The 19,621-nt window shown below is 68.0% G+C and carries 4 protein-coding genes; all 4 read left to right on the top strand.

Annotated features, from left to right (window positions below; translation table 11 throughout):
- The first annotated feature begins 9 nt into the window (after positions 1-9).
- The 4 genes from DMP23_RS10265 to DMP23_RS10250 are packed head-to-tail and all read left to right on the top strand — an operon-like array spanning position 10 to position 19,620.
- Positions 10-3,297 carry a right-handed parallel beta-helix repeat-containing protein gene (locus DMP23_RS10265; protein ID WP_337820915.1) on the top strand — a complete coding sequence of 1,096 codons (3,288 nt, stop codon included), beginning with the start codon at positions 10-12 and terminating at the stop codon, positions 3,295-3,297.
- 19 nt (positions 3,298-3,316) lie between these two features.
- Entirely contained in the window at positions 3,317-3,715 is a 399-nt protein-coding gene (locus DMP23_RS10260) for a YbaB/EbfC family nucleoid-associated protein (protein ID WP_337820914.1), read from the top strand.
- On the top strand, positions 3,712-4,455 hold the full coding sequence (locus DMP23_RS10255) for a hypothetical protein (protein WP_337820913.1): 744 nt from the start codon (positions 3,712-3,714) through the stop codon (positions 4,453-4,455). The genes DMP23_RS10260 and DMP23_RS10255 overlap by 4 nt, the downstream gene beginning before the upstream one ends.
- A 30-nt stretch (positions 4,456-4,485) precedes the next feature.
- Positions 4,486-19,620: a WXG100-like domain-containing protein gene (locus tag DMP23_RS10250; protein ID WP_337820912.1), complete on the top strand. Its 15,135-nt coding sequence runs from the start codon at positions 4,486-4,488 to the stop codon at positions 19,618-19,620.
- Position 19,621: the final 1 nt, after the last annotated feature.

Below are 19,621 nucleotides of genomic sequence, written 5' to 3'. Positions count from 1 at the left end.
GCGGAGACGATGAACCGACAGCTGCTCGTGGTCGGCAGCGACCGGCCGGGTGCCTTCGGAACCATCGGCGCGGCGCTGGCGCAGGCGCAGCCGGGGGCGACGATCAGCGTGCACCCCGGCCGGTACGAGGAAAACCTCGTGGTGGACCGGATGGTGTCGCTGGTGGCCGAACAGGGCGCGGGCACCGTGGAAATCGTGGCGAACACCGGGAGCGTGCTCGTCGCGAACGCCGAGGCGGTGCAGCTCAGCGGGTTCGTCCTCACCGGCGTCGACGACCAGCTGGTCACGGTGGACGTCGTGCGCGGCGAGGCGGCGCTGGACGGCTGCCGGCTGTCCGGGACCTCGTGGGCGACGCTGCTGGCCCGGTTGGAGGGTTCGCTCGCGCTGCGGGGCTGCACGGTGACGAGCACCGGCGGTGCCGGGGTCGTGGTCGCGTCGCCGGTGCAATCGGCCATTGAGGACACTGAGATCGTCGACGCCGCGTCGTCCGGCGTTGTGGTGGCCGAGACCGGTTCGGTGCTGCTGCGCCGCTGCGTGGTGCGGGGCGCGGCGGGCAACGGGGTGTGCGTCAACGGCGAAGCGGTCGCGATTGTCGAGCAGTGCGAGATCGTCGGCGCGCAGAAACCGGCGATGGTCGTGGAGCAGCAAGGGCGCGCGACGATCACCGGGCTGACTGTGCGGGACAGCGCGAATGTCGACCTGTACGTGACCAGCAAGGGCCGGGTTTCCGTTGCGTCGTCGCAGTTCCGGTCGGCGCCGATGCAGGCCGCGCACATCGCCGCGTCCGCCGAGCCGTTGCTGCGCGAGTGCTTGTTCGCCGGGGCAGGTGCGAACGCGGTGCAGGCCACTGGAGCCGCCGCGCCGCAGTTCGTGGACTGCACTTTTGAAGGCTCACCGGTCACAATCCTGGTCGACGATCAGGCGCGGCCGCGGTTCGAGCGCGCGACCGTGCGGGGCTCGACGCACACCGCGATGTCGGTCAGCGCCGACGCTGCGGTGACCGTCGGCGGGCTTCGGATGACGCCGGACGGCGGCGTCGGGATCGTCCTTTCCGGACAGTCCACCCTGGACCTCGCGGACGCCTCCATCGACACTGGCCGGGAAACCGGGGTGCAGGTCACCGAGGACGCCCGGCTGACCGTGGCCGACCTTCGAGTCGATTCGACCTCCGACAAGGCAGTCTCGTTCGCTAGCGGCGCGCCGTCCTCGGCGAAGTCGGTGCAGGTGCGCGGCGGCGGTCTGCACCTTGGCGGTACTGCGGAAATATCCTTGCAGGACTGCGAGATCATCGATTCCACTGGGGACGGAATCACCGTGGGTACGACGCTGACCGCTTCCCGCTGCCGGGTGCGCAATGCGCGCGGCAACGGCGTGTACGTCGCTGCTCAGGCGTCGTTCACCGAATGCGAGATCCTCGGCGCGGGCGAGGACGGCTTCCACGTGGAAACCACCGAGCCGGTCAGCATCCGCGATTGCGTGGTCAACGACGCGTCGGGCGAACTCGTGAGCGGCGAGCACGCGGACGTGGACAACTTGAGCACCGATTCCGCCCGGACCGCGGAGCCGGTGCCCGCCGGTCCGCCGGGCGACTTCGCGACCGCCGACCAGACCGTGAGCGAGGCTGCCGGAGAGGTGCTCGAAGGCCCGCTGGGCGATCTGGAGGCGCTGGTCGGGCTCGCCGGGGTGAAGAAGGAAGTCACCGGCCTGATCAACCTGATCAAGATGTCGCAGATGCGCGAGCGGATGGGCCTGCCGATGCCGCCGATGTCGCGGCATCTGGTGTTCGCGGGCCCGCCCGGCACCGGCAAGACGACCGTCGCCCGGCTGTACGGCACGGTGCTCGCCGAACTCGGGATCCTGTCGAAGGGGCACATGATCGAGGTGGCCCGCCAGGACCTGGTCGGCCAGTACATCGGGTCCACCGCGATCAAGACGACCGAGGTCGTCGAGAAGGCCGTCGGCGGGGTGCTGTTCATCGACGAGGCGTACACGCTGAGCGCGCCGACCGGCGGTTCCGGTCCGGACTTCGGGCAGGAAGCCATCGACGCGCTGATGAAGATCATGGAGGACCAGCGCGATTCGCTGGTGGTGATCGTCGCGGGCTATTCCGAGCAGATGGAACAGTTCCTGCAGTCGAACCCCGGTCTCGCTTCGCGGTTCACGCGCACCATCGAATTCCCGAACTACAGCGTCGACGAACTGGTCACCATCACGACCGGTCTGACCCGCAAGCACTACTACGAAATGACCGACGACGCGCTCGCCGCGCTGCGCGAGTATTTCGAACGGGTGCCGAAGAACTCGACGTTCGGCAACGGTCGGGTCGCGCGCAAGCTGTTCGAGGCGATGGTGAACAACCAGGCGTCGCGGCTGGCGCTTTACCCGCCGTCCAAAGACATCGAGCTGAACCGCCTCACCGCCGACGATCTTCAGGCCGAGCTGGCGCAACTGCCTTCGGCCGCGAAGTCAACGGTTTCGGTCACCGCCGATCCCGCCGCCGCAGTTTCGACCAGCGCGGGCTGGAAACGCCTCAGCGGCTTGGTCGGTCAGAAATCGGTGCGAGAGAACGCCGAACGGCTGCTGCTCAAACTCGGCCGGCTCATCCACGAACGCCAGCCGCTCGGCCACCAGGCCAACCTGGTGATCAGCGGCAAACGCGGCACCGGACGGTCGGAGTACGCGAAACTGTACGCGCAAATCCTCTCCGAATTCGGCATGGCCCCGATGGGACAGCTGGTGCACCGCAACCTCGCCGAAGAGCTTTCCCCGCAATGGCCCGGCCAAGCCGAACACCTCGTCCGGGCCGCCGTGGAGGACGCTTCCGGCGGCACCCTGGTCGTCGACCTGGACGGCGACTGGGACACCTCGCCGCACACCCCTGGTATCGAAGCCCTGGAGGCGCTGTCCGAAATGATCGCCCGCCGCCCCGCCGACCCGGTCGTGGTGTTCACCGGCGAAAGCGACCGCGTCGGCGAACTGCTCGCGCAACTGCCCACCCTGCGCGACGCGTTGCCGTACGGCTGGCAACTCGGCGAGTACACAGTGGACGAACTCGCCGAGATCGCCGTACGGTTGCTGGTCCGCCGCGGCCACGAGGTCCCCGACGACGTCCGCGACGCCCTCGCCCACGAGTTGTCCGCTGCGTCCGACCACACCGCCTACGCCGCGCACGAACTGGCCCGCACGCTGTCGGCCGCCGCCGCGTCCCGCACGCTCGCCGCCGCCGACCTGCGCGGCATCCGCCCGCCCGACACCGGTGCCATGGCCCTCGGGCCCGGCCTCGCCTCGGTCGGCTGACCCCTCGGGAGGAGACCCGATGAGCACGCACTACGAAAAGATGCTCGAGGACGCGATGGCGGCTTACCAGCACCAGCGCGACCATTTCGACCAAGCCCGCCAGGACGTCGAAACCGCCACCAGCACTGTCACTTCCGCTCGCCGCGAGGTGACCGCGACCGTCGGCCGTACCGGCGAATTGACCGAACTTTCCTTTCCCACCAGCGCGTACAAACGCATGGCTCCCGCCGAACTGGCCTCGGTGATCGTGCAGACCGTCTCCGCCGCCCGGCAGAAATCCGTCGCCGCGGCCGCGGAAATGATGGCCCCCATGCTGCCGCCGGGCATTTCCGCGGAGGATTTGATGAGCGGAAAAGTGGACGTCAACGTCCTGTTCTCGGCGCGGGTGCCGGGATTCGACGAAGGGAACCTGCCGTGACCGACCAATTTTTCGTCGACGCCGACGGCCTGGACGGAGGCCGCGACGGCTTCGACGGCAAGAGCGCCGAACTGCGCACGCTGGCCCAGCGGGTGCAAAGCCTGGCAAACCCCAGCCGGATCCAGGACGCGGCCGGGAATGACAAGAACGGCAACGAATTCTCCAAAACCCACATCCAGTCGGCGGCCGAGATCTACAACGGCATCAACGCGTGGGCACTGGCGGTGGAGGCGACCCGCGACGCGATCGGCGACATGGCGACGTCGTTCCGCGAGGCCGACCAGGGTGCTTTCGACGGGTCGAACGCCCTGTTCAAGAACTTCACCGACCTGCACGAGAAGGTCACCAAGTCCGACCCCGGCGGCGGTTCGGACGCCCCTCCGACCGAGTACCGGCGCGGCGTGCGAATCCAAAACAGAGTGCTGGGCAAATCCCCGGAAGCCGAAGACGGCGGCTGGACCGCCGCGAAGAGCGTCCGGGCCCGGATTCCGGATCGCGGCCAGGAGCCGTTGCCTGACGAGGAACCGCGCTTGAAGCACCTGTCCATCGGACGCCCGGTTCAGCACAAGGTCGTGAACCCGCTACAGCCGACAGAATCGACCGTCTTCGTCCGCTCGCAAAAGCCAGTGGACGCGGTCGAGGGCGAAGTCACGCACCCTCTGGAGCCCGCCGAACTCTGGGAACCCGCGAAGTCGATCCCCGCCCAGCCGCCGGTCACCCCGGAAGAGCCCGTTTCCTGATTTTCCTCGCGCCAAGGAGGTGCCCCCGCGATGAGTCTCATGGTGGACCCCAGCCTGAACTGGGTGTTCTACATCATCGCGGGCGACGCCTGGCCGCAGGGCGACGAGGACAAAGCCCGCGAACTGGCCGCCGAGTGGGATCAGGTCGCGCAGGAGATTTCCGCCGCTGGAACCGGTTTCAGCCAGCTGGCGGAGCAGGTAGTGTCCAATGTGGGCGGTGAGGTAGCGACCAACTTCGCCGACTACGCCAACAAACTCAGCACCATGGGCGCCGGTTTCTCCTACCGTGCCCAGCAGCAGGCCGCCGCCCTGCGCGAATACGCGTTGAATGTGGAAAACGCCAAATACGGCATCCTCATCTCCATCGCGGTCACCGCAGCGGATCTGATCTGGGCGATGACGAACCCGTTCACCGCCCCGCTGATCCCGGGAATCTGGGCAGCCGGGCGGACCGCGGTGATGCAGATCGAACGCTCGCTGATGTCGCGCCTGATGAGCCTGCTGTCGAGGGTCGCGCGAGAGGCCGCGCAGGAAGCCGCGGAAGAGGCGGCGGAGGAGATGCTGGCCGAGTTCATCCAGATCGCGCAGGGCAACCGGGACGGCTTCGACTGGAAACAAATCGGCCAGAACGCCGCGCTGGGCGCGATCGGCGGCGCGTTCGCCGCGGGCGCGCACAGCGGCCTGGGCAAGTGGGGCCACAACGTCTTCGGAGCGGCCGGCGTCGAAGCGGCGACCGAGGTAGTAGTCGGCCTGGCCGGCGCGGGTCTGTTCGGCGGAGACCTGGACAGCCTGGGCTGGGGAGCCTTGAACGGCGGCCTCAGCGGCGCTGCTACGCATGGTGCCCATCACGCGGGCCAGAACCTGCACGACAAACTCACCGGCGGCGGTGGCGGCGGTGAGGGGAAGGGCCCGAACGACCCCGGCGGGGAGAACGGGACCGGGAACATCAAGGTGGACCCGGTCAACGGCCCGAACGGCCTTGGCGGATCCGGCGATCCGAGGGGTCTCGGCCCTGGCGATTCGGGCGGCTCCGGTCCTGGGGGCGCTGGTCCGGGTGGCACCGGCTCCGGCTCCCATGGCTCCGGTGGCTCCGGCCCTGGTGGCACCGGGGCTGGCGGCTCCAACGGCTCCGGTTCCCATGGCTCCGGTGGCACCGGCCCTGGCGGCACCGGCTCCGGTGGCTCCGGCTCCGGCTCCGGCGGCACCAACAACTCCGATCCCCATGGCTCCGGCGGCACCGGCGCCGGTGGCTCTGGCGGTGCCAACGGCCCCGGTAGCTCCGGCCCGGGCGGCGCTAATAGTTCCAGCAACTCCGGCAACAACGCCCCGCACAGCGTCGGCCAGAACAACTCCACCTCCCCAGACACCAACTCCGCCAGCAACTCGCCTGGCAGCCAGAACTCCCCCAACGGCTCGACGACCGGCGATGCCTCGAACTCCGCGCCCGGCACGCCCAACTCCACACCCGACGCACACTCGACGAACGGCAACCCGTCGACCGGAGACCCCGCCACCAACTCAAGCTCAGCGAACGGCTCCCACACCCCAACCTCACCCGGCGCCAATTCCCCTTCAACGGGCGGCCCCAACTCCGCGAACAACCCGTCCAACGACCCCACCACCAGCAACGCTCCCGCGAACGGCTCGGCCAGCAATCCCGCGCCGCAGTCACCCGGCAGCAACCCCGCTGGTTCGTCCGGCAGCACGAACGACAACACCCCCGCCACCGGCTCGACCCCTCCCGGCAGCGACCCCAGCACCGGAAACCAGGGCGGGAGCAACACCACCAGCCCCACCCCCGACCAGAACCCCAGCACGAATGGCGGCCACAGCACTGGCCCTGGCACGAGCGCCGGAAACCCCACCACCGGTCCCAGCACGAGCGCCGGAAACCCCAGCACCAGTCCCAACACAGGTGCTGGGAACCCCAACACCAATCCCGACGCAAGTGCCGGAAACCCCAACACCGGTCCCAACGCAGGCACCGGGAACCCGAGCACCAATCCGGGCACGAACTCCGCCCCGAATCCGGGCGCGAACACCGATCCCGGCACCAACCCGTCGCCCAGCACGATCACCAACCCAGGCACCAGCACCAGCCCGTCCCCCGGCGCCAACCCCGGAGCCAGCGCCAACCCGCCCTCCGGGGCAAACACCAACCCCAGCACTAGTCCGAACCCCGGGTCAAACACCAATCCCGGTGGCAGCACAAGCCCGTCAACCAGCACAAACCCCAGCCCGGGCTCCACTCCCGCCAGTCAAGGCACGAACGGTGCCGACCACCACGCCGCCCCGCCGCCGTCCACGCCGGACTCGGTCAAGACCGGGACCCCCACCCCGCCACCGTCCACACCCACCCCCGCCGGGCCACGAGACTCGACCCCCTCGACGGCGGATTCACCGGCCAACCCCGCCACCAGCCCATCACCGAGCGGCCACCCTGTCTCGCCGCCCGCGACCGGCGGCACCCACACGCCCACCCCGCACCACGACACCGGGCTCCCCGGCTTCGGCGGCCAGAACGCGTCCCCGCACCCCGCCACCGACACCAGCCAGGCGAACGGCTCCTCGAACCCGACGCCCCGCCCCGGTCCGGACGCCGCCCCCAACCCGTCCGGCCACACCGGCCCGGTCCCCGCGACCAACGCTTCTTCACACTCGTCGCCCGGCCCGAACGTCACCGCCTCCCCGACCCCGTCCGCTCAGCACGGCCCCGAGACCAACTCATCCCCCGACTCCGTCCGCACCCCGAACACCAGCCCGAGTTCCACCAGCACCAACCCGGACCCGGCGACCGCCCAGCAGACCAAGCCGGTGCCTCCGCCGACGTCAACCAGCGTCAAGGGCATCGACTCCACCCCAAGCCCCTCCCCGAAAACCACCGTCGACGGCCCGAACCCCGCAACTGATCCGAACCCCATCCGGACCTCGGCCACCGGCCCGACGACCGGCAACCCCAACCCGGCAACCAACCCGGGCTCGAGCACCGATCCGAACCCAGCCGCGAAACCCGTCTCGAGCCCTGCCCCCGGCCCGGAGCCGACGACCAAGCCGAGCCCCACCCCGGACCCGCGCCCCACCGCCGACCCGAGCGCCCACAGCAATCCGGCCACCAACCCCAGCCCGAGCCCGGCCCCCAGCCCGGATCTGGCAGCGAAGCCCGGCCCCGCCGCGGACCTGAATCTCACCCCGTCTCCCAACCCGAACGTCACTCCCAACCCGGGCACCGATTCGCATCCCGCCACTAACTCCGACCCGTCTCCGGCAACCAAGTCCAGCCCCGCCACAAACCCGAACCACGCTGGCAACCTGGGCACCCGCACCAATCCCCATCCGGCCACCAACCCGAGCCCGACTGCACACCCGGACCCGGCCACCAACCCGAGCCCGGCTACCCGGCCGGACCCGGCCAGCAATCCGAACCTGACCACCAACCCGGATCCGAAGACAGGCACGAACCCCGCTGCCGAACCCAACTCAAGGCCGAACGCTCCCGGCAGTCCAAGTCCGGACCAGTCCGCCAGTCCCACCGGGACCCCGGTCAGCGATTCCAGCCCGAAACCTCCCGCGAAGCCAGCTTCCGAGCCGAAGCCGTTCGCCGAGCCGGCTCCGGCCGTGCATCCGCGCGCAGCCACATCACCGAACCCCGGCCGGGATTCCACCAACTCTGCGAAGCCCCAGCCGACTCCGGACGACCCCAAGAACAACCAACCGCCCTCCCCGGCGAAGCCGATCGGCACGAAGCCCACTCCTGCCCCGCGCTCCAGTGACAACACCACGCCGCGCCGGGACCTTCACACCCCCGTCGCGGCACCCAAAAAGCCCACAGCAGCACCCGAGAGCCCTAACCTCCACGCCCCGGTCGCAGCACCCAAAAAGCCCGCGACAACACCCCACAGCAGCGACCTCCACACCCCGATCGCGGCACCCAAGAAGCCCGCGGCAACAACCCAGAGCCCTAACCTCCACACCCCAGTCGCAGCACCCAAAAAGCCCGCAGCAAAACCCCAGAGCAGCAACCTCCACACCCCGGTCGCGGCACCGAAAAAGCCGACCCCCGCCACCGGCCCGGGGCCGAATGTCGGCAAGCAGCCCTCTGTCACCGGCGGCAAGGGCGACTTCGCTCAGCACCTCAAGAACTTCAAGTTCACCGTCGTGCACGAAACCGGCATCATCGGCAACCTCGGCACTCGCAACGAGAACAACCAGGACAGCATCGGCGTCGTGGCCACCGTCGCCGCGACTCCGGACGACAATCTCCAGACCATCGCCGAAAAGTACGCAGGCGGGTTCACCGGGAACTCCGCCGACGGACGGTTCGGCCTGGTCATCGGGATCAACGGCACACCAGGCTCGGAACAAGCGATCAACCAGAAAATCCAGCAATTCCAGAATACCTGGGACAACCGCTTCCCGGTAGCGATTATCGGATTCACTTGGAAACACCCGAGCAACCCGAACATCGACCAGAAGACCATCCCGTACGGCGGCATCCGCGAAACGATGGTCCGGAATCCGGTCACCGAACAGCTCGTCGGGCAAATCCGCGAAGCGGGCGGGACCAACGAGGTCTACCTGCACACCGGCGACGCCGACGTCCACTCCTTCAACACCCGCACCGGGCCGCTGTTCGACGCGGTCAATACCGTGGTCCAGCAGAACCCCGAAGGGCCGCCCGAGGTGATCAGCGGCGGGTACAACGTCCGGCCCGAGGACGGGGATCTCGCGAATCGCGCGGCGCAACTGGATCTCGACGTCCGGCAGGCGCTCGCCGGGGTCGATTCTCGGGCGGTTTACTTCCCGGAACCGAACACTTTTGTCCGGATGGAGGGCAACAGGCTCGAGAACGACGCGACTTTTGGCACCAAGAATCCGAACACGGGGAATTTCGATTACGGAGCCAAAGAAGGCCAGGGTCTGGTCGATTCAGTGCTGTCGCAACGCAATCCGAGCTGGCAATACAGCGACCATCCGACGGCGATCGCGAAGTTCTCGTCCGATCTTGCCATCCAGACCAACGGCACCCGGATCGCGAGCAAGGTCGGCACCGATCCGAACGGGATCACCGCACTGACTCAAAGCCACGCCAACGAAACGACGTGGTCCGACCTCCTCGGCCACTATCTCGGCAACCACACGACGCTCGATCCCAATCTGGCGAAGATCGCCGCGAAAGCCGCGTTCCACGGGATCACTCCGAGCGGGCCGAATCCGAACCGGCCGGAGGTGTTTTCCGAGGTTGTCGCGAATCTGCCCAAGAACGAGCGCATGTCGCTGGTCAAAGGCATGAAGGAGAACGTCGAGGACGGCAAGAAGCTCGCCGATCTGACGCTCGCCACCCGGCAAGCGCTGGTCGACAATCTCAGCGGCAATCGTCCGGCGAACACGCAGACTCCCGCTGCTGCGCCCAAAAACAATGGGCAGGCAAAGGAAACGCCGAAGCCGAATCCGAAGACGCTGCCCGGGCCGAAGGACTGGAACGGTCGTCGCGACACTGCGCCGGTCACGCGGTTTTCCTCGGAGCGGTTCGATCCGATCAAGAAGATCGCCGATCAATTCACCGGAAACCGCGACGGGCTCAAGGGCGGGCAACTCGCCGGGGCGATGGCGCACATCCGGTTCGACGTGCGCCGGTTCGAGATCGCGCCGGGCCAGTGGGTGCGCGAGCACACCATCCCGATCGACCTGACCTCGCATTCCGGGTCGGTCACGCCCCAGCAGCGAGAGCAATTCGTCCAGGACCTTCGGCAGCATCTCGAGGACTGGGTCAACCAGTCGTCCCGGCTGCCCGGCGGAGACCAGCTGCATCTCCGGCTCGACGTCCGCGTCGCCGACGACATCCACCCGGACGACACCGGCTGGCAGGCTGACCCCAGCCGCCGGGTCCCGGTCAACGTGCACGATTCCACTGTGGACCCCGACACCCCGGACACGAACCAGCTCAACTGGGACGTCCACGACTCGCCCTTCGGCGTCACGCACGAGCTGATGCACTTCATCGGTCTCGGCGACGGCTACAAGAACGACGAAATTCTCTTCAACCGCCAGGACCAGCCTGGCGTGATGGGGCCGGACGCGTGGCACGATTCGCGGCTCAACCCGGGCAACCTCGCGCAGATCGAGCAGGTCTCGAACACCGCGAACATCCGCGACCACCACCTCGGCGACGCCCCCGCGCCGAACCCGACGCCGCACCAGGACGACCACCGCTCGGAGCCGGATCCGGACGGCAGGCCGAACCTGCACACCCCTATCAAGGCCCCGCAACCCGACAGCCAAACACCGAACCAGGACCACGCTCAGCCCGGGCCAGACCACAACGCCCCCACGAACACAGCGGAGCAAAACCAGAACCAGCAGGACGCCGTACTCGTAGCGGACGAGCAATCCGAGGAGGAGCCCGACACCCGTCCCCTCGCCGACCGGCTGCCCGAGTTCGTCCGCGACGGCAAAGCGCTCGGCTCCGTGGTCCCGGTCGACGTCCGCGGCGCCAAAGACGTCGGCACGAGCATCGAAAACCTGATCCAGCGCCTCAACCCGAAGCAGCAGAACCCGCCGCAAATACACGGCATCGACGCGATCACCGATTCCCTGTCCGGCCCTGAGTTCGAGTCCTTTATGGGCGACGGCCGCAAGCAAATGGTGCGCGCCGGCGAGAAATGGTACGAGGTGCACGTCACCGCGGAGCCGGACTTCAGCTCCGTCAACGCCGACCAGATCACCAAACTCCCGCAACCGACCATCGGCGACGTCAAGAACGAGGTCAAGACCACCCACGCAAGCCCGAACACCGACACTACCGCGAAAGTCGTCGGCTCCTCGTACTTCGCGTTGTTCCCGGCCGGACCGTACGCGTCCGTCGGCGGCACCGCGCAGCTCGCCAGCCCGTCCGCGGAGCACACCGGCACCACGACCGGGACCGACCAGCGGGTGATCCGCACCGCGGGCGACATGCAGCGGGCCGACGCTCCGGTCACCTACCGCATCACGGTGCGCAACGAAACCGGCGGCCTGGTCGGCTCCACAGTGGACGGACAAGTTGGACTCGTCCTCTCCACCGACCTGTCCAACCTGAAGCAGGAACCGACGGTCGGGCCCGCGGAGCCGAAGCCGGACTGGGCCAAGAAGATCGAATTCCTTTCGCCGGAAGCGGTCGACTTCGACGAGAACGCGCTCTTCGATCAGGTGAGCAAGAACCTGCATCCGTCGGTGACCAAATTCGGCGCCCCGGGCCGTACCTCGTTGCGGGAATTCCTCAGCCGCGGCGGGGTGCGCAGCATGCTCGGCACCGCGATGCAGGGCAGTCCGGTGGTCTCGAACGACCTGCTCAGCCCACATGGTGCCCACCGCGACGCGGTCCAGCTGGCGGCGCGGCCGACGAAGGTCGAATACCTCGGCACAATCCCTGGCGACAGCGAACTGCGCTTCAACGATTCCTCGGTAAACGGCGGAAGCACCACCGTCTCGTCGAAATACGGCGGCGAGGTCAATGCGATCTTCGGCGGCGGTTCCTATGTACCCGGCACGGTCGGCGGCGTCGGCGGGGTCAGCGGCAGTTATTCCCGGAAGGTCAACCAACAGTCCACAAGCGGCACCAGCTTCACCAACAAGTCCACAGTGAACGCGAAGGGCGACATCGGCCTGTACAAGGTCACCGTCGACCTCGAGGTCACCACCTCAACCGGGGAAACGACCACGATCCAAGCCACTTCGTACACGCGAATGGGCTTGCCCGAGGCGAAAGCCCAGGGACTTCCGGTGCCGAAGAACACCTCGCCGAAGTTCAAGGACGTCGGCGCGCGCTACGAACCGCCCTATCTCGCGGCGGCCATGGCGGCGGGCACGGCGCGGCCCGGATCGTTCGAACCGGCGACCCGCGTCCAGCCGCAGATCGAAAACGCGCTGCGGAACCTCCCGGGTGCGGACAAGTTCCTGCCCCGCTGGGACAAATTCCAGGGCGACAACCAAGGCTCCAGCCGGGACATCTCCGAGCGGTTCGCGAACCTGCGGAAGATCGCCTCCACGTTCTCGGTCGCCTCGCTGCGGGGCAAAATGGACAGTCTGTTCACGCAAGGCGTTTCAGCGCAGTTGAAGCGGCGCGGGCTGTTCACCGACGAATACATCAACGTCACGGTGAAGGCGAAGCCGGGACCTGGCCGTCACCTCGGTCAGGCGGACGGCCGTTCGGTCAAGAACAGCAACGAAACCAGCCCCTCGCTGACCAGCGCGACCACCACCGAACGAGGCTGGTCGGTCGGTCTCGAAGGCCGCGTGATCATTCCGGGCGCCAGTGCCGGCGCGAACCTCGGCATCAGCCCGACCGTCAGCCCGCTGCAGTACTCGGACAACCGGACCTGGAAGAATTCCGGCGGCCCGACGGTGACCACGACGACCGGCAAGGGCGGCAGCCCCGATTCGCAGGTCTTCGAGCACGACGTCGAGTTCGAGGTCGAGATCACCAGCTACACCCGCCACCGGCCGTGGGTGCGGCGGCTGACGCCCGGCTCGCCGTTCCGGGTCACGCCGAAGGTGTCCACAGTGGCCAAAACCGGCGATCCCGGCCTGCCGAAGATCGACGGCAAAGTCGACCTGTGGATCAACGACGGGGCCGCGCTCAGCAAGGACCCGGCCGAATTCAAGCCGGGCAAGCCGGGTGTCGTCTCGATGTCGCCGAACGAAACGCCGAGCATCGACGACCTGCTGACCCAGCAGCAGAACCAGACGCCGCCGAAATTCCTGCACGTGGAAGCGTTTGCGAACACCGAGGCACTGCGGGACGAGGCGCTGCGACAGCTCCAGCGCGCGGCCGGCGGCGACGCGGTGCTCGGCCTGCCGGGCAGCGAGGCGCGCGCCCGCGTGGACCGGATGTTCTCTCCGGAAAACTTCCGCGGCCTCACGCCGAAGCTGCTTAAACAGGGCGGTACCGCGAACGGATTCCGCTACGACCGCCGCGTCGCGGACCGAGTCGGCGGCCTCGGCGTGGGCGTCTCGCTGAGCAATCCGAAGCTCGTCGCGGTTTCGGAAACCGGCGGCGGCGACCGGACGTATTCCGGCGGCTCGAAAGCCAGTTACGAAGGCACGCACAAGCAATCCGTCGAAGCCAACGTGCAACTCGGCCTCACCATCCGGCCGCCGGGCAGCGACACCCACGGGCAGGGCCAGTTCTTCGGCACCGCGAAATGGAGCCCCTGGCAGCGCAGCTCCGGTTCGTCCCAGGAGATCACCGCGAGCATCGACCACACCAACCGGTCCTCTTCGGACAGTCGCACCGTGCTGGTGCAGTACGATTCGAACGTCCGGCTGATCGCGGAAAGCCGCCAGGAAGGCCTGGTCAACGGATCGATTTCGCGCGCGGGCGCGGACGTTCATCTGCCAGGTTCGGTCTTCGTGGCGATGACCGAGGACGAGGCACGCGCGGAAGGATTGCTGCCGCCGGTCGAACCGCGCACCCCGGCGCCCGGCACACTTTCGGCTCCGCCGCTGGTGGGCGGCAAGTCCAGTTCGCTCGGCTCAGCGGTGCTGGAAGACGCACCCAACCTGACGAAGTTGGTCCAGGACGCTCGGCAGCAGCTCGGCAAACTCGGCGACAGGCTGCTGCCGAAATCGGTGCTGAACGATTCGATGAACAACCTCCAGCGCACGCTCGACACTGCCTCACCGGAAGCGGTCACGTCCCTTGTGGACGGTGCACTCGACGGCGGCGTGTCCTTGCTGGCACAAGACGCGGGCGTGCTCTGGACCGACAATTACCAATTGCTGCTCAAGGCGAAGATCCTCGACACGCAGTTCCTCGGCGTGAAGCACGACGGCAGCGAGGTCGACCACGTCGTCAACTCAACCCAGACGGACAAAAAGAATTCCGGCCACGGCTCGTCTTACGGCGGGCAAGTACGAGGCGCGGGCCGCGGGCTGTTCCAGGACAGCCAGCCCAAGGTCAGTGGCTACGACGGCGCGTACCTGGGCGCTACCGGGACTCGCGCGAAGACCGACCAGACCGTCGAGGCCAAGACCACGACCACCGCGTTGACCTCCTCCTCGAGCGGACCGTCGGCGCGGTACCAGCACCAGGTCCAGTTCGAGCTGGTCGTCGCCCGGGACGGGCGCACCTACCCGGTCGCTTCGCAGGAGGCGACCGTGACGTCGCGGTCGTCCGCGGACGACCACCGGATCTCCGGCGACGAGCAGTACCACACCAAACTGTACGGATCGCGGACGACCGAACTCAGCGCCACGGAGTCCACTCAGGACCGTCTCCAAGCGTGGCAGCAGGAAGGTTTCGGTCCCCTGCCGAAGTCTTCGACCGTGGAAGGGATCCGTGGCGCCGCGGATGTGCGGGCCGGCGCCATCCGCGCGTTGCGGCTCGCCGGCGCGGGCAACGGCCTCACCGGACCCGGCACTGGCGCGCACAACACGCTCTCGTCCTCAATCACCAACGAAACGCTGCAAGCGCATCTGCCGAACATGGTCGGCAAACCCTTCGCGACCCCGGATCTGCATTCCTCCGCGGTAACCGGCAGCAGCCACGCCTCGGTGAAGGTCTACACCCGCGTGGTGAAACCGGATCTGACCGGACTGAGCGATTCGGTCAAATTGGAGCGTTCGGACCAATCCGGATCCACTTTCACCGGCGAGGCCAAGGAAACGGTCACCGGCGAACAGCAGGGCAATATCGGCACCGGCGGCATCACCGACCCGGGCCGGAACACGCATGCCTGGGGCGGGCTCGACGTGCGCGGCCCGGTCGGGCAAAGCGATCCGACGTCCAGCACCGCCGCGGCGCAGCGGTCCGTCGTCGGCAAGGACAAGGGCCGGACCGGGCTGGTCGGGTTCGACGTCGAGTACCGGATCGTCGCGACGGTCGACGGCAAGACCGCGGCGGTCGAGGTGCGGGTGCCGCAGTCGTCGCGGACGCGGATGAGCGAAACGGACCTGGAACAGTCGCTCGGCCAGCCCTTGCCGGAGACGCTCACCTCGGCGCAGGACGCGGTGAAGAAGGCCGCCGAGGATTGGCGCACGGCGGAAGAGGAACTCGAAAAGGCACAGCGCGACTACGACGATGCGTGGCTGTCCGAAAACGACAACGTCCGCACTACGACCGACGGCGCACGCGGGCTGCACCTCCCGGCCGACGGCAATCCCGTGCAGCAAATGCGGCAAGCCGTACAGACGGCGCAGAACGAAGCTCGCGACGTGGGCCAAGCCTTGCGCGCAGGCAATGACGAGATCACCCGGCTCAACGAACTCGACGAGCAGCTTCTGTCGCTGGCTCTCGGCGAGGAACCGGGTTCTGTCGAGCAAAGCGATCTGGTCGCGAGGGCCTGGGACGCGCAACGGCAGGTCCAGCAGATCCGGAACGAGCAGGCGAACCTGGTCCAGCAGCGGCAGGCCGCGCAGGATCGCGCCGCGGAAATCCTGGCTGTGCTGGACGAGTACCGCAACAATCACACCGACCACACCGCGCGGCAGGACGATGCGGCCAACCGGATCCAGGAAGCCCGCGACAAAGCCGACGAGGCGCTGCGGAAATGGTGGCAGGCTAAGTCCGAAGTGGACAGCCAGCTCAACGCGCACACCTGGCCGCGTCCGGCGGAGAACACTGTCGAAGAACATCGCGAAGGCACTGTCGAAGCGAACGACACAGTGTCCGGTTGGGACACTGACACCGACCGGCCGTACAGCTTCGACCCGCACGACATTCAGGTCCGCCAGATCACCGACGCCTCCGGCCGGGTTCGTGCTGTCTCGTTCCTTCCGGCGAACGAGCACACCGAAAGCGTCGAACGAGCCTGGGTAGCCAGCAATTCCGGTACGGTCAGCACCCTTCCGGAGGGCGCGACGCCGGAGAAGTTCGATCCGCTTCTGAAGCAGGCCAACGCCAACGGGGCCACGCCGGAACTGTCCGGCCGCCGGTTCGGCGAGTGGGCCGACCACACCGCGGCACCGTGGGACGACGACTCCCTCTTCGTTTTCGCCCACGGACGCGAACAGTCGGTCAAGGTGACTTTGCTGGGCGGCAAGACTGTGCGAGTCGACGGCGATACGTTCGCCCGGATCGTCGCGCAGGCCGCGCCGCTGGCGCAGTCCCATTCGGTCACGCTCATCGCGTGCAGCACCGGCCAGACCGACGGACCAGGCGGCCTGGCCCACGACTTCCAGCGAGCACTCAGCGAACTCGGCGGTCCGTCCACAGTGCACGCGCCGACCAAGCCTGCGTTGTTCGGCCGGGATTCGGCGACACTCGGCAAGGCCATCGGCGCGAAGGACAGCTTCACCGCAGTCACCGACGGCGGGCATTTCCACACCTTCGGCGACCCTTCAGTGCAGTCCACAACAGACAGCGCGCCGCCCGTCGAGGAAACCCGCTATTCCTCGCCCGAGGACCTCGTGGCAGACCTTCGGCAGACCGCGGTCAACGGTCCGGCGCCAGCGCCGTTGCTGGGACCAGACCTGTTCGGCCTGTACCGCGCCCCGGAACCGCCGGAATTCCTGCGCGGACACGACTTCCGGACCCTCACCGCCGGACAGGGCATCAGCTTCCTGGACCTGCTGGACCTCGCCAAGGGCTACCAGCTGAGCAGCGAACACTTCGATCCCGCCAACCTGGACGACAATCGCGACTGGACCCTCGAGAAGGAACGACCCGACGAGAAACTGTCCACATGGGCGCCCGGCAACGTCGAACCGCTCGCCAAGACGACGTCCACCCCCTTGCTGATGCACTCGATCTGGCTGGGCGGACCGCTCAAGGACACCGGCACGATGCACGCCTTCCGCCGCAACTTCGGCGACGCGGCGGACCGGCTCGGCGACGGCATCGTCCCCGTACTGTGGACGGACGTCCCGCGCTGGCAAACCGAACTGGCTCTGACCACCACCGCCCCGGAAGAGGGCCCGGATCCGCTGCACGACGTCCGGGACCTGCTGCGCTGGGCCGGCGAGCACCGCGTCCAACTGGTCAATGTGGACGAAGTGTTCACCAGCGAGCATCCCATGCGGACACAGGAGTTCTATCTGTCCGAAGTGGCCAAACAGACCGGCCCAGGGTTCGCGGCGGCGAGCGACATCCTGCGGCTGGAGCTGATGCACCGGTTCGGCGGTCTCTACACCGACGGCGACAATGTCGTGCACGGCCTGGACGACGTCGTCCGCGCCGCCGAGTCCGACGCCGGCTACGCGGTGCACCGGGTCGGCGGGAACATCGCGAACTCGGCGTTCACCATGTCGAAAGGACACCCGTTCGCCTCGTCCTATTTGGACCAGCTGCGGGACAACTACGGGCAGACGCAAGCGAATCTGATGCCGCGCGAAGTGGACTCGCTCGGCCAGGGCTTCTTCGCCACGCCGCTGGGCCGGGTACACCGGCAGTCGGTGATGTACCGTTCCGGCCCGGTCGCGATGACCGAAACGGCCCGGCGGATCGGCCTGAGCTCCGCGCTCGAACTCCCGGGCATGACGGAGATCCGGATGAACAGCGACCACAGCTGGCTCCTGCCGCCGCAGGGCGATCCGGCCCCGCTGGCGGACCGGTTCGAGACGCTGGAGCTAACCCAGCGCGTGATCCAGACGCTGGTGCGCGGCCTGCACAACCGGGACGGTGACCTGCATCTGACCGCGGTCGAACCCGCGGTGCGCCGGCACGCCGACCCAGATCTGGTGTGGCACGCGGCGTTGTCCTACATCGCGGCGAACCCGGAGCTGTCCGCCCTCGTCCGCACCGTGACCGACCGCAGCAGTTACACCGGCAAGGTGCACGACGTTCCGCTCCCGCCCGCTGCCCGCGCGCTGCTGACCGTCGACGACAGCCGCGTGCACTACCACCTCGGCGAGGTCCAGCGCGGCGCGACGATGCAAGCCGCAGACGCCGTCCTGGTGGCAGATACGCCGCTGGATAACCTGATCTCCCGCCTGCGTTCGACGGACGGCCCGGTCCCGCCGGTCGAGGTCACCGGAACCGGACCGGGCGGGCGAGCGCTCGCCACCGCCGCAGCGCGCGAATTGGCCGGGAAGCTCGCCGACGCCTTAGGTGCCGACGTGCTGGACCGCGTCCCGGTGAAGATCCGAGTGTCCGAAGGGGACGGTCAAGTCAGGATCGCTTTCGGCCCGGGTATGTCGACTGGCACGCCAACGCCGAAGGTTTTCCGCGGCCTGGACGACTCCCCCGCACCCGCGACACCTCGGCCATGGACACCTGACGGCCGTACCGTGGGGGTCCACTACGGACCGTCCGATGTGTCCGTCCCTAATGGATCGTCCTTCTTGACCACTGACGCAACAGCGATCCGGAACTTCACCGAACAGTTGCGTACTGATGGCACAGACCGTCCAGCCGACGCCGTCCGGCTGCCCGCGGGCGAACACCCGACTGCGGACCGTTTGCTCAGCGGCACCCCCGACGCGGATCTGATGATCGAAGAACTGGTACGCACCGCCACGCACCGCTGGTGGTTCCGTCCGACGCCGCCGGCCGGGCCGATCCCGCTGAACGACCGGGACGGCACCGCCAAGCTGCTCGGCTGGGTGCTCGCGGAACTCGGCCGCGGCGAATCGGCGGCTTCCCTCGCCGAGGACGTCGCGCGGCACGAACGACCGGACCTGATCTGGACCGCCGCCCGCGAACTCGCCGCGCTGTCCCCGCAACACGCCGACCTGGCCGAGCAGCACGCCGTCCTCCATCTGCACGGCGTGACCGACACCTTGCTGGGCAAGCCGGACGCCGCCGGAGTGCTCTCCGACCTCGCCCAAGCGACCCGAGACGGCGCGGACGTCACGCGGATCGCCGAGGCAGTCGAGGTCCTGGAACGGCATGGCGCCCTGGACGCCGTCCTGAGCGCCCCCGGCGGCCGAGCCTTGCTGCTCGAAGAACTCACCCGGCTCGCCAACCGTCCGAACCCCGATGGTTACGCCCGCGACCTGGCCGCCGTCATCCAGAAACTGGCCGCGAAGGATCTGCCCGCGGCCGCCTTCCGCACTGCGCTGCGGAATGCCCTCGACGGCCCGAGGACGCGCCCGAGGCCGCACCGGCTGAGCGTCGTCGGGCTGGGCTGGCTGGACCGTTGGCATACGGCCGCAGCCATCCGCCGGTACCAGGCGGAGGAACGCGCGGCGTCCGCTCGCCAGGCCGCTGAACTGGCCGAACTGGCGCAAGGAAGTCCCAGCCATGAGTGAA

The organism is Amycolatopsis sp. A1MSW2902 (genome assembly GCF_017312175.1).
Taxonomy (GTDB): Bacteria; Actinomycetota; Actinomycetes; order Mycobacteriales; family Pseudonocardiaceae; genus Amycolatopsis; species Amycolatopsis nivea.
Note: the sequence above shows the minus strand (reverse complement) of the source record. Positions and strands in the feature narration are given on the sequence as shown.